The organism is Streptomyces sp. NPDC002926, assembly GCF_053591755.1.
Map to the genome: position 1 here is coordinate 182,507 of NZ_JBSFUK010000002.1, position 12,612 is coordinate 195,118.

At 68.8% G+C, this 12,612-nt stretch carries 9 protein-coding genes; 3 read left to right on the top strand and 6 right to left on the bottom strand.

What is annotated here, in order from left to right; all coding sequences use genetic code 11:
* Nucleotides 1-18: 18 nt before the first annotated feature.
* Together ACWDZ6_RS04120 and ACWDZ6_RS04125 are read left to right on the top strand one after the other, a co-directional pair.
* The gene (locus tag ACWDZ6_RS04120) at nucleotides 19-972 is read left to right on the top strand and encodes a MerR family transcriptional regulator (protein WP_451501592.1); all 954 of its coding nucleotides are present in this window, start codon (nucleotides 19-21) and stop codon (nucleotides 970-972) included.
* Between the two features lie 145 nt (nucleotides 973-1,117).
* Complete coding sequence (locus tag ACWDZ6_RS04125) at nucleotides 1,118-1,693, top strand: RNA 2'-phosphotransferase (RefSeq protein WP_451501593.1); 576 nt, start codon at nucleotides 1,118-1,120, stop codon at nucleotides 1,691-1,693.
* A gap of 27 nt (nucleotides 1,694-1,720) precedes the next feature.
* Here the strand turns inward: ACWDZ6_RS04125 and ACWDZ6_RS04130 are convergent, their stop codons facing one another.
* On the bottom strand, nucleotides 1,721-2,620 hold the full coding sequence (locus ACWDZ6_RS04130; protein ID WP_451501594.1) for an LLM class flavin-dependent oxidoreductase: 900 nt from the start codon (nucleotides 2,618-2,620) through the stop codon (nucleotides 1,721-1,723).
* Between the two features lie 94 nt (nucleotides 2,621-2,714).
* Here ACWDZ6_RS04130 and ACWDZ6_RS04135 point away from each other — a divergent pair, with 94 nt between their 5' ends.
* Nucleotides 2,715-3,584 (top strand): Cof-type HAD-IIB family hydrolase, encoded by an 870-nt coding sequence (locus ACWDZ6_RS04135; protein WP_451501595.1) that lies wholly within the window; start codon nucleotides 2,715-2,717, stop codon nucleotides 3,582-3,584.
* A 55-nt stretch (nucleotides 3,585-3,639) separates the two neighbouring features.
* On the opposite strand, the gene ACWDZ6_RS04140 is transcribed toward ACWDZ6_RS04135, so the two are convergent.
* From ACWDZ6_RS04140 to hisC, 5 genes are all read right to left on the bottom strand, one after another.
* Nucleotides 3,640-4,686, bottom strand: a complete 1,047-nt coding sequence (locus tag ACWDZ6_RS04140; RefSeq protein ID WP_451501596.1) for a peptidoglycan DD-metalloendopeptidase family protein — start codon at nucleotides 4,684-4,686, stop codon at nucleotides 3,640-3,642.
* 205 nt (nucleotides 4,687-4,891) lie between these two features.
* Nucleotides 4,892-8,446, bottom strand: coding sequence for a thiol reductant ABC exporter subunit CydD (cydD, locus tag ACWDZ6_RS04145; protein ID WP_451501597.1), 3,555 nt, complete (start codon nucleotides 8,444-8,446; stop codon nucleotides 4,892-4,894).
* Between the two features lie 15 nt (nucleotides 8,447-8,461).
* Nucleotides 8,462-9,463 carry a cytochrome d ubiquinol oxidase subunit II gene (cydB, locus tag ACWDZ6_RS04150; protein WP_451501598.1) on the bottom strand — a complete coding sequence of 334 codons (1,002 nt, stop codon included), beginning with the start codon at nucleotides 9,461-9,463 and terminating at the stop codon, nucleotides 8,462-8,464.
* Between the two features lie 22 nt (nucleotides 9,464-9,485).
* Nucleotides 9,486-10,994: a cytochrome ubiquinol oxidase subunit I gene (locus ACWDZ6_RS04155; RefSeq protein WP_451501599.1), complete on the bottom strand. Its 1,509-nt coding sequence runs from the start codon at nucleotides 10,992-10,994 to the stop codon at nucleotides 9,486-9,488.
* Between the two features lie 338 nt (nucleotides 10,995-11,332).
* Nucleotides 11,333-12,412: a histidinol-phosphate transaminase gene (gene hisC / locus ACWDZ6_RS04160; protein ID WP_451501600.1), complete on the bottom strand. Its 1,080-nt coding sequence runs from the start codon at nucleotides 12,410-12,412 to the stop codon at nucleotides 11,333-11,335.
* Nucleotides 12,413-12,612 lie beyond the last annotated feature (200 nt).

Genomic DNA, 12,612 nt, shown 5'->3' on the forward strand with positions numbered 1-12,612 from the left:
GTCATCGAGGGAGCGGGCTTGTCCGAGCAGTCAGTCGCCCAGTCGGTCGCCGAGTACCGGATCGAGGATCTGGCGCACCACAGTGGCGCCACCGTCCGTACGATCCGCGCCTACCAGGACCGCGGACTGCTGCCGAAACCGGAACGGCGCGGGCGGGCCAATGTGTACGGGTCCGCCCACCTCGCCCGGCTGCGGCAGATCGCAGATCTGCTCGACCGCGGCTACACCCTGGCCTCTATCAAGGAGTTGCTCGAGGCCTGGGACGCCGGGCGCGGGCTCGGCGGAGTGCTGGGGCTGGTTGCCGAGGTGCAGGGGCCGTGGACGGACGAGGAGGTGGCCCGCATCTCCCGCGCGGAGCTGGACGGAAAGTTCGGCGGGAGGCCGGACGAGGCTGCTGTCGCGGAGGCGGTGGACCTTGGTGTGCTGGAGCGCATCCCCGGCCGTGACGACGAATTCCTGGTGCCCAGCCCCCAGGAGCTGGCGGTGGCCGCGGAGTTGTACGCCGCCGGGGTCCCGCTCCCGGCAATCTCCGGTCATCTTCGGGAACTTCGCGGGCAGGTGGAGCACATCGCCTCCCGTTTCCTGGAGTTCACCACCGAGCATGTCTTCGCCCGCTATCTGGGGCACCGGCCTCCTACCGACGCGGATGTGGCCGAGGCGGCGGCCCTGGTCCGACGGCTGCGCCCACTCGCGCAACAGACGATCGACGCCGAACTGGCGCGGGCCATGCGGACGTTCGCCACCCGTCATCTTCGGCAGCACCTGAGTGCCGAAGGACCGCCGACGGTGGAGAGCGAGCTCCCGGCGGTGTCTTTGCCGCCGGAGACAATTCGCTCGGTGCAGGCCCTCGTTGGCCAGGAGAATGCGGCTGCCTTCATCGCTGCAGCGACCGAACGCGAGCTGCAGGCCAGGACATTGGACGCCCTTGTGCCAATCAATGGCGATCCCGGGCAACTTGACCAAAGTTCCTAGATGACACAGGAGTTGTCCACAGAATCGTCAATTCCCCTGTGGATAACTACAGTTGGCTGTGGATCAAACCTGTGGAGTGAAATTTTCGACAGGGGAGCGAAATTTTCGGTGGCGCCGTCGGCGAGCGGACGGGCACCCTGACGGGATGAACGCAAGACCCGCAGGAAACGATGCGCCCGATGAGCGCCGCACCGTGAAGGTGTCGAAGTACCTCTCGAAGCATCTGCGCCACCAGCCGGAGCGGATCGGCATCGTCCTCGACGAGAACGGCTGGGTGCCCGTCGACGAACTGATGCGGGCGGCGGCCGAGCACGGCTTCCGGATCACCCGCGCCGAGCTCGACCATGTCGTCGCCGTCAACGACAAACAGCGCTTCACGATCGACGGCACCCGCATCCGCGCCAACCAGGGCCACTCCGTCGAGGTCGACCTGGACCTGCCTCCGGCCGAGCCGCCCGCGTATCTCTACCACGGCACCGTCGCCCGCAGCCTGGACGCGATCCGCGACGAGGGACTGCGCGCCATGAACCGCCACCATGTCCATCTCTCGCCCGACCGCGAGACCGCGACCCGCGTCGGCGCCCGCCGCGGCCGCCCCGTCGTCCTCTCCGTGCATGCCGGAGCGATGCACGAAGCGGGCCACCTTTTCCACGTCAGCGCCAACGGCGTCTGGCTCACCGACGCCGTACCGCCGGAGTTTCTGCGCTTCCCCGGCCACTAGGTCCTCCAGTACGGGACCTCCTGCGGGTCAGCGGCTCAGCTGGGCAAGCCCCTCGGTCGCGATCTGTTCGAAGACGGCCTGGTCCGCCGCGAAGTCCGAGTCCGGGATCGGGGCATGGATCACGAGCTCGGTGAAGCCGAGCTCGAAGTGCTTGCCGGCGAAGTCCACAAAGGCGCCGAGGGACTCCATCGGCCGGCCGGGCTCCGGTGTGAAGCCGGTGAGCAGGATCTTGTCCAGCTCGGCCACATCACGGCCGATGTCCGCGCACGCCTTGCCAAGCTTGTCCATCTGCCCGCGGATGGCCTCGACGGACTGCGCGGGCGTGCCCGTCTCGAAGAGCTTCGGGTCGCCCGTGGTCACCCACGCCTGCCCGTACTCCGCCGCGAGCTTCAGCCCGCGCGGCCCGGTGGCGGCGACCGCGAAGGGCAGCCGGGGCCGCTGGACGCAGCCTGGGATGTTGCGGGCCTCGACCGCCGAGTAGAAGCTCCCGTCGTATGTCACCGAGTCCTCGGTGAGCAGCCGGTCGAGCAGCGACACGAACTCCCCGAACCGGTCGGCACGCTCGCGTGGCGTCCAGGCCTGCTGGCCCAGCGCCGTCGCGTCGAAGCCATTGCCGCCCGCACCGATGCCGAGCGTGATCCGCCCGCCGGAGATGTCGTCCAGCGAGATCAGGTCCTTGGCGAGGGTCACAGGGTGGCGGAAGTTCGGTGAGGTGACCAGCGTGCCGAGGCGCAGCCGCTCGGTGGCGGCGGCCGCGGCGGTCAGCGTCGGGACCGCGCCGTACCAGGGACCGTCGCGGAAGGTACGCCACGACAGGTGGTCGTATGTGTACGCGGTGTGGAAACCGAGCTGTTCGGCTCGGAGCCACTCGTCGCGGCCGCCTTCGTGCCAGCGGCGGACAGGGAGGATCACGGTACTCAAACGCATGCCTTCGAGAGTACGTGGCCCCGCTGCGTCCCCAGCACACTCAAATGTGCGCCCTGTCGCACGCACGTGCGCCCGCGTACGGGAGAATGGATCTGTGACCTCAGCTACCGATCCCAGCCCGCTGCCCGCCACCCCCAGGCTGATCGCCACCGATCTGGACGGCACCCTGCTGCGCGACGACAAGTCCGTCTCCGACCGTACGATCGCCGCCCTGGCCGCTGCCGAGGAGGCCGGAGTCGAGGTTTTCTTCGTCACAGGACGCCCGGCTCGCTGGATGGACGTCGTCAGTGACCATGTCCACGGCCATGGGCTCGCGATCTGCGCCAACGGCGCGGCGGTCGTGGATCTGCACGCCGGCGGGAAGCTGCTGGAGGTCCGCGCCCTGGAGCGGGACACCGCCCTCGATGTCGTGAGGATCCTGCGCGACGCAGCCCCCGGCACCTCTTTCGCGGTCGAGACGACCACCGGGATCCACTACGAGCCGGACTATCCCCCGTTCCATGTCGACCCCGGCGCGACCGTCGCCACCGCGGAGAAGCTGCTTCACGAGGAGCGGCTGGGCGAAGGCGCCCCGGTGATCAAGCTGCTCGCCCACCACCCCGAGCTCACACCCGACGGCTTTCTCACCCTGGCCCGTACGGCCGCCGGGGACCTGGCGTCCTTCACCCGCTCCAGCCCGACCGCGCTCCTCGAGGTCAGCGGCCTCGGTGTGAGCAAGGCCAGCACCCTGGCGCTGTGCTGCGCCGAGCGCGGGATCTCCTCCGACGAGGTCGTCGCCTTCGGCGACATGCCCAACGACGTGGAGATGCTGAGCTGGGCAGGCACCTCGTACGCGATGGGCAACGCCCATCCGGACGTGATCGCCGCGGCCTCCGGCCGGACTGTGGCCAACAACGAGGACGGGGTAGCGGTCGTCATCGAGCAGATCCTCGCCCGGCGCGCGGAGAGCAGCGAAGCGCTCTGAAGGAAGGAAGCGCTCTGAAGGAAGAACGAGGAAGAGCTCCGAGAAGCGAGAGCCGCTAGACCCGGACCCCATGTTCGCGGAGCCAGGGCAACGGATCCACCCCGGAGCCCAGATACGGCGTGAGCCGCACCTCGAAGTGCAGGTGCGGCCCTGTCGAGTTTCCCGTGGTGCCGGACTGCCCGATCCACTGCCCGGTGCGCACCTGCTCCCCCTGGTCGACGGTGACCGCTGCCATATGCGCGTACTGCGAGTAGTAGCCACCCGGGTGCTGGATGACGATCTCAATGCCGAAGGCACCGCCGCACGAGACCGACACCACCCGGCCCGCCCCGACCGACCGCACCGGAGTGCCGATCTCCACCGCGAAGTCCTGCCCGGTGTGCCGATGCGCCCAGTGCTCACCCGCGCTGTCGAATCCGGCGGACAGCGCGTAATTCTCCACCGGCGTCACCCATTTCGTGCCCGGCGGCGCGCCTCCGCGCTTCTGTAGCCGGATGACTCCCGCACACTTGCCCGCAGCCACGCTGCGGTCCGCCTCCCCCTGCAGCTCCCACTGCGCGGATTCCAGCTGCGCCCTGATGCCCTGCTTGATGGTTGCCAGCTGTTCCTGGCGTACCTCGAGCTCGTGCCGGGCCGCCCGGGCATTCCCCTCGGTCACGGAGAGCCGCCGCTCGGCCTGCCTTGACCGGTCGAGCAGTTGGTTCACTGCCGTCTCCGCCTGCCAGGTGAGCCGCTGCGCGCGCATCAGCTGCTCCGGGTTGTCGGCGAACAGCAACCCGGCGGTGAGGGCGAGCGGGCCGCCGGTGCGGTACTGGGCGCGGGCGACGCTGCCGATGGCCTCGTGGACCGTGGCGAGTTCGTCCCGCTGCAGCGTCAGCTGCTCCTGGAGCCGGGCCGACGAGGTGCGCTGCGCGTCAGCGGCACGCCTGCCTTGTTCGTACTTCGCGGTGGCCTTCGCCGCGTCCTCGAACAATCGCACCACCTCGGCGCCGGTGCCGATGCTGGGCCCGTCGGACGCCGTGGCGGCGGGTACCGCCGTACCCAGGAGCGCGCACAGCACCGCCAGGACGAGCAACAGCCGGTCGCGGTGTCTCAAGCACATCCACGGATCGTCGCCCGGTATGGCGTCGATTTCGGGTACCGGCGAGGTGTCGTGCCTCCACCTGGCCTACAGGGATGCCTCCCAGTACACCGTCGTGCCCCTCGTCGTCCTGTCGCGGCTTCCGGCGGGCCCCTCGGTTCAGGCACTGTCACACCCTGCTGAGCAGTCAGTCCTGATCGGCGAGGAGGGGCGGTTACCAGGCCGGCTACTCGGCTGTGGAGATCGGGATACCGAGCAGATCCGCGGCCCGCTCGCGCTCGATCATCCGGCGCAACGGCCCGTCGATGGTGGCGAGTTCGGCGTACGAACCGCGCTGCACGGTCCGCCCGGCCTCCAGGACGACGATCTCGTCGACGGCCTCAAGCCCTTGCAGCCGGTGCGTGATCAGCACTGTCGTCCGGCCTTCCGTCGCCACCAGCAGATCTGCCGTCAGCGCATCGGCCGTCGCCAGGTCGAGGTGCTCGGCCGGTTCGTCGAGTACGAGTACGGGGAAGTCGGCGAGGAGCGCGCGGGCCAGCGCGAGCCGCTGCCGCTGACCGCCCGACAACTGCGCGCCCAGCTCACCGACGAGAGTGTCGAGACCTTCGGGCAGCGTGTCGACCCACTCCAGCAGCCGGGCCTTGGCGAGCGCCTGCCGAAGCTCGTCCTCCGTCGCCTCCGTACGCGCGAGCCGGAGGTTCTCCCGTACGGAACTGTCGAAGAGGTGGGCGTCCTGCGCGCACAGCCCGACGAACCGCCGGACCGCGTCCCCGTCGAGCGTGGACGCGTCCACGCCGCCGATGGTGTACTTCCCTTCCCGCACGTCCAGGAAGCGGAGCAGCACCTGCGCGAGGGTGGTCTTTCCCGAACCCGAGGTGCCGACAACGGCGATGCGTTTCCCCGCCGTGAGCGTCAGATCGAATCCGCCGAGCGCGTCCCGCTCCTGTCCGGCGTACCGGGCACCTAGCCCTCGCACGGCGAGCGGGAAGGCCGTCGCCGGCGGAGCCGCCGCCCGGTCCGGCTCGTGTACGGGGACGGGCGAGTCCAGCACCTCGTACACCCTCTCGGCGCTCCGCCTGACCCGCTGCCGGTACTGCACGGCCGACGGAAGTCCGGTGACCGCCTCGAAAGCGGCGAGCGGAGTGAGCACCACGACCGCCAGGGACACACCGTCCAGCCGCCCGTCTCGCACCGCCTGCACTCCGGCGAAGGCGGCGCACACGACGGTCAGCCCGCAGACCAGCGCGGAGAGGCCGCCGCCGAGTGCGGTGGCGGCGGCGCCCCGGGAGGCGATGCGGGTCAGCTGCCGGTCGGCTTCCCGTGCCCTGGCCCCCCGTCCCTTCAGGGCTCCGGCGACAGTCAGTTCGGCGGTGCCGCGGAGCAAGTCGACGATATGGATGGCCAGCGCCCCGCGTGCGGGCGCGAGTTGACGCTCGGCCCGCCGTGCGACGGCACCGCTGATCAGCGGTACGGCCACCCCGGCGAGGAGCAGACCGACGGCGAGCACGGCCCCTGCCTCGGGCAGCAGCCACGCCGTGAAGCCCACGGCCCCCGCGCCGGCGACGACGGCCACTCCGGCAGGCAGCAGCCAGCGCAGCCAGTAGTCCTGCAGGGCGTCCACGTCGGCGACGAGCCGCGACAGCAGATCTCCGCGCCGGGTCTGCCGCAGCCCGGCGGGCGCGATCCGCTCCAGCCCGCGGTAGACCGCGACCCGCATCTCGGCGAGCATGCGCAACACGGCGTCGTGCGACACCAGCCGCTCGGCGTACCGGAAGACGGGCCGCCCGAGACCGAAAGCGCGGGTCGCCGTCACAGCCACCATCAGATAGAGCACGGGCGGCTGCTCGGACGCGCGTGAAATGAGCCATCCGGAGACGGCCATGAGCCCTACGGCGGAGCCCACAGCAAGGCTGCCCAGCAGCAACGACAGCCCCAGCCGGCCCCGGAGCTCCCCGGCGGCGCTCCGCACCCGTGCCAGCGGCGACCGTGCGCGCACCGACTGCGCCGGCCGGGCGACGTCGACCGTCTGGGCGGGCTCACTTGTATCCATCTCCGAGCGCACTGCTTCCGGAGCCCTGGCCGAAGCCGATGGCTGAGCACGTGCGTACGCACCGACTTCCGGCCTCGCAGGCCCCGGAACGAGCGATGGGCGGCGGGAGAGCGTGACCACGCGGTCCGCCACCGCCAGCAGTGCCGGCCGATGGACGACCAGCAGGACCGTCCGCCCCTCTGCCAGCCGTCGCACCGCGTCGACGATGCCCGCTTCCGTCTCGCCGTCCAGAGCGGCCGTTGGCTCGTCGAGCAGCAGTAGCGGCCGGTCCGCGAGGAACGCCCGGGCCAGCGCGAGGCGTTGCCGCTGGCCGGCCGAGAGCCCGGCGCCGTCCTCGCCGAGCAGGGTGTCGGCACCCTGAGGAAGCCCGGCCACAAAGTCGAACGCGTTGGCGTCCCGCAGCGCTGCCCGCACTGCCGCGTCGTCGGCGCCCGGCCGCGCCAGCCGTACATTCTCCGCGACCGTCCCCGCGAAAAGGTACGGCCGCTGCGGCACCCAAGCGATCTGCTCACGCCACCGGTCCATGTCGAGCGACGCCAGATCCGTACCGCTTACGAGCACCCGCCCCTCGGCCGGCTCCACGAAGCCGAGCAGCACACTCAGCAGCGTCGTTTTCCCGACCCCGCTCGGTCCGACCAGCGCGACCGTCTCGCCGGGCTCCACCACCAGTGAGACCGCATCCAATGACGCCTCACTGCGCCCCGCGTGACGGACGGTCACCCCGTCGAGCTCCACCAGGAGGGTGCCCGGCACCTTCCCCTTACCGCCCGCCCGCGGCTCGGTCTCCAGGACCTGGAAGATTCCCTCCGCGGCCGAAAGTCCCTCCGCCGCCGCGTGGTACTGCGCCCCCACCTGCCGGATCGGCAGATACGCCTCGGGCGCGAGGATCAGAATCACCAGGCCCGTATACAGATCCAGGTCCCCGTGCACCAGCCGCATACCGATACCGACGGCCACGAGCGCCACCGAGAGAGTCGACAGAAGCTCCAGCGCGAACGACGAGAGAAACGCGATCCGCAGCGTCCGCAGTGTCGCCTTCCGGTACTCCGAGGTGATCGTCCGGATCGACTCGGCCTGGGCCTTCGCCCGCCCGAAGACCTTCAGGGTCGGCAGACCGGCGACCACATCCAGGAAGTGCCCCGACAGTCGGGACAGCAGTCGCCACTGGCGGTCCATGCGGGCCTGTGTGGCCCAGCCGATGAGCACCATGAACAGCGGAATCAGCGGCAGAGTCACAACAATGACCGCCGCCGAGACCCAGTCCTCGGTCACGATCCGCGCCAGCACCGCCACGGGCACCACGACGGCGAGCCCCAACTGCGGCAGATAGCGTGAGAAGTAGTCGTCCAGGGCGTCGACACCGCGGGTGGCCTGCGCAAGCAGCGAACCGGTCCGCTGCCCACTCAGCCACTCGGGCCCCAGCTGGGTGGCCCTCTCCAGCAGCCGCACGCGCAGCTCCGACTTGACCGCCGCACTCGCCCGGTGCGCGGCCAGTTCGGTCAGCCAGGAGACGACCGCCCGTCCGACCGCGACCGCCGCCAGGAGTGCCAGCGGCGTCGCCAGACCGGACGCGGAGAGCCCCCGCTCGAATGCCCCCACCACCACGTCGGCGATAAGCATCGCCTGGGCGATGACCAGCGCCGCCCCGACAAGTCCGAGGAGCACCACTGCGATGAGGAAGTGGCGGGTGGCCCGGGCGTACCGGAGCAGACGCGGGTCGATCGGTTTCACGTGAAACATCCCCCACTAATGGGCATCGGCGATGTGCTGGGTGCCGATGCGCTTGCGGAATACCCAGTACGTCCAGCCCTGGTAGAGCATCACCAGCGGCGCTGCGATGCCCGCGCACCAGGTCATGATCTTCAGGGTGTACGGACTCGACGAGGCGTTGGTGACCGTAAGGTTCCACTCCTCATTGAGCGAGGACGGCATGACGTTCGGGAAGAGCGTCAGGAACAACATCGCGACCGCGGCAGCGATCGTCACGCCCGACAGAGCGAACGACCAGCCCTCGCGTCCCACCTTGATGGCCACGACCGCTCCGGCCAGTGCCACCACCGCGACAATCATCGCGACCAGACTCTTGCCGTCACCGCGCGAGACCTGGGTCCAGAGCAGGAAGCCGAGCGCCAGTACGGTCGTGAGCAGCCCCAGCTTCAGCGCCAGCCCCCGGGCCCGGACCCTGATGTCCCCGACCGTCTTCAGCGCGGCGAACACCGCGCCGTGGAAGGTGAACAAGGTCAGCGTCACCAGGCCGCCCAGGATCGCGTACGGGTTGAGCAGATCGAAGAAGGTGCCGACGTACTCCTTCTGCCCGTCGATCTTCACGCCGCGCACAATGTTGCCGAACGCGACGCCCCACAGCAGGGCGGGCAGCAGTGAGGTCCAGAAGATCGCGTGTTCCCAGTTGGTCTGCCACCTTTCCTCGTCCCGCTTGTGCCGGTACTCGAAAGCGACCCCGCGCACGATCAGGCAGACCAGGATCAGCAGCAGCGGCAGATAGAAGCCGGAGAAGAGGGTGGCGTACCAGTCGGGGAAGGCGGCGAAGGTCGCTCCGCCGGCCGTCAGCAGCCAGACCTCGTTGCCGTCCCAGACGGGCCCGATGGTGTTGATCAGGACCCGCCGCTCGGCCCGGCCCCGGGCCAGCAGCTTGGTCAGGACGCCGACCCCGAAATCGAAGCCCTCGAGGAAGAAGTAGCCGATCCACAGGACGGCGATGAGTACGAACCAGACGTCGTGAAGTTCCATGCCTCAGCAGCTCCTCAGGGCCTCAGTACGAGAAGGCCATCGGCCGGTCGGCGTCACGGTCGTCGCCGCCGATCTTGGTGGGCGGGTTGAGGTCGGCCTCCGTGAGCTCGGGCGGTCCGACCTTGACGTACTTCAGAAGCAGCTTGACCTCGATGACGGCGAGGACCGCGTAGAGCAGCGTGAAGACGATCATCGAGGTGAGCACCTCGCCCTGCGAGACACCGGGGGAGACGGCGTCGCGGGTACGCAGCACGCCGTACACCACCCACGGCTGACGCCCCATCTCGGTGAAGATCCAGCCCCAGGAGTTGGCGATCAGCGGGAAGAGCATCGTCCAGAGGGCGACGACCCAGTACCACTTGGTCAGCCTTGGGTTCAGCGCCTTCTCCTTGAAGAGGACCAGATGCGGCACTTCGTCCTCGCCTGTCCGCAGGCCCGGCGGAAGCATGAACTTCTTGCGGGTCAGCCAGAGCCCGAGCAGGCCGATGGCGAGGGACGTCATGCCAAAGCCGATCATCCAGCGGAAGCCCCAGTAGGCGACCGGGATATTGGGCCGGTAGTCGCCGGGCCCGAACTTCTCCTGTTCGGACTTGTTGACGTCGTTGATGCCGGGTACGTACGAGGAGAAGTCGTCGTTGGCCAGGAAGGACAGCAGTCCCGGGACCTCTATCGCGACCTTGTTGTGGCCTTTTTCGACGTCGCCGTACGCGAACACCGAGAAGGGCGCGGGCGCCTCGCCGTCCCACAGCGCCTCGGCTGCGGCCATCTTCATCGGCTGCTGCTTGAACATGACCTTGCCGAGCAGGTCGCCGCTGACAGCGGTGAGCAGTCCGGCGATCGCCACGGTGACCAGCCCGAGCCGCAGCGAGGTGCGCATCACCGGAATGTGCTTCTTGCGCGCAAGGTGGAAGGCAGCGATGCCGACCATGAAGGCGCCGCCGACGAGGAAGGCGGCAGTGATGGTGTGGAAGAACTGGGTGAGCGCGGTGTTCTGTGTGAGTACGTGCCAGAAGTCGGTGAGCTCCGCTCGGCCTCGCTCCTTGTTGATCCGGTAGCCGACCGGGTGCTGCATCCAGGAGTTGGCCGCCAGGATGAAGTACGCGGAGAGGACGGTGCCCATCGAGACCATCCAGATGCAGGCGAGATGGATCTTCTTCGGCAGCTTGTCCCAGCCGAAGATCCACAGCCCGATGAAGGTGGACTCGAAGAAGAACGCGATCAGCGCCTCGAAGGCGAGCGGGGCACCGAAGATGTCACCGACGAAGCGCGAGTAGTCGGACCAGTTCATGCCGAACTGGAACTCCTGGACGATGCCGGTGACGACACCCATGGCGATGTTGATCAGGAAGAGCTTGCCCCAGAACTTGGTGGCCTTGAGGTACTTCTCCTTCTCGGTGCGCACCCAGGCGGTCTGCAGGCCGGCGGTGAGCGCGGCGAGCGAGATCGTCAGAGGGACGAAGAGGAAGTGATAGACGGTGGTGATGCCGAACTGCCATCGCGCCAAGGTCTCCGGCGCCAGAGCTACGTCCACGTCGTCTTCTCCTTACATCGCCGTGGTCACTGCCGCGGTCTGTCCCCTTAATCCCGTCGATAACGGGAGAAACGAGACAGGCTTGTGAACGCGTTCACATTCACAAGCATTATGGCTCATACGAATTTCGCACGTTCGGCCGGGGGGTCGCTCTTCCGGCGGCTTCAACATCTCGTTGAATCCGACGGGTGCAGATACGGATCCCCGGGCCCGCCCGGCAGACGCCTTCGAGCTACGAAGAAGCCCCCACGGGCACGGCGCTCGTGGGGGGCTCTGCCACGGGTTCGAGGGCGGTGCGCTCGCTCCACCCTCCCGATGCGCGTGGAGACGATCGAGGCCTAGAGCCCCTTGTGGAACGCCTCGGTGACGTGCAGGAACAGGTCATTGGCCTCGGTCTCCCCGATGGTGACCCGTACGCCCTCACCCGCGAAGGGCCTGACCACGACACCGGCCTCCTCGCACGCCGCCGCGAAGTCGAGCGTGCGGTCGCCGAGCCGCACCCAGACGAAGTTCGCCTGGGTCTCGGGCACCGTCCAGCCCTGCTTGACCAGGCTCTGGTGCACCCGCACCCGCTCGGCGACCAGCGAGCCGACCCGGCCGATCAGTTCATCCTCGGCCCGCAGCGAGGCGACCGCCGCGTCCTGCGCGAGCTGCGAGACACCGAAGGGGACCGCGGTCTTGCGCAGCGCGGCAGCCACCGGCTCATGGGCGATGGCAAAACCGACCCGCAGCCCGGCAAGTCCGTAAGCCTTGGAGAACGTGCGCAGCACCGCCACATTGGGGCGGTCGCGGTAGATCCCGATGCCGTTCGGGACATCGACGTCGCGGACGAACTCGATGTACGCCTCGTCCAGCACCACCAGGACGTCGGTGGGCACCCGGTCCAGGAAGCGCTCCAGCTCGGCCCGGCGCACCACCGTGCCGGTCGGGTTGTTGGGGTTGCAGATGAAGATCAGCCGGGTCCGGTCGGTGATCGCGTCGGCCATCGCGTCCAGATCGTGCACATCCCCCGGGGTCAGCGGCACCTGCACCGGCGTCGCCCCACTGATCCGCGTGATGATCGGGTACGCCTCGAAGGACCGCCAGGCAAAGATGACCTCGTCTCCAGGGCCCGAGGTGGACTGCAGCAACGACTGGGCGACGCCGACCGAGCCAGTGCCGGTGGCCAGATGCGTCACGGGCACGCCGAAACGGTCCGCGAGCTCGTTCATCAGGCCGGTGCAGGCCATGTCCGGATAACGGTTGAAGTTGTGGGCAGCGGCGATCGCGCTCTCCACGACACCGGGCAGCGGCGGATACGGGTTCTCGTTGGACGACAGCTTGTAAGCGACCTGGCCGCCCGAAGCAGCCGGCTTGCCGGGCTTGTATGTGGGGATGCCGTCCAGCTCGGCGCGCAGCTTGGGGCTCGTCTCGCTCACCGCAGGTCCTCCTCGACCATCCGTACACAGCAGTACTCCAATACTGCTCACCTTATGAGGATTCGCGTCCGCTGCGAATGGGTGGCCCCGGGGAATGCGAATGGGTGGGTCCGGAGAAGGGGGGAGCGCCCCTCCTTGTCACGCGCGCCGGTAGCTCACTCCGTGGCGCGCATCCCCCGTAGTGGTGAGTTGAGACCTCT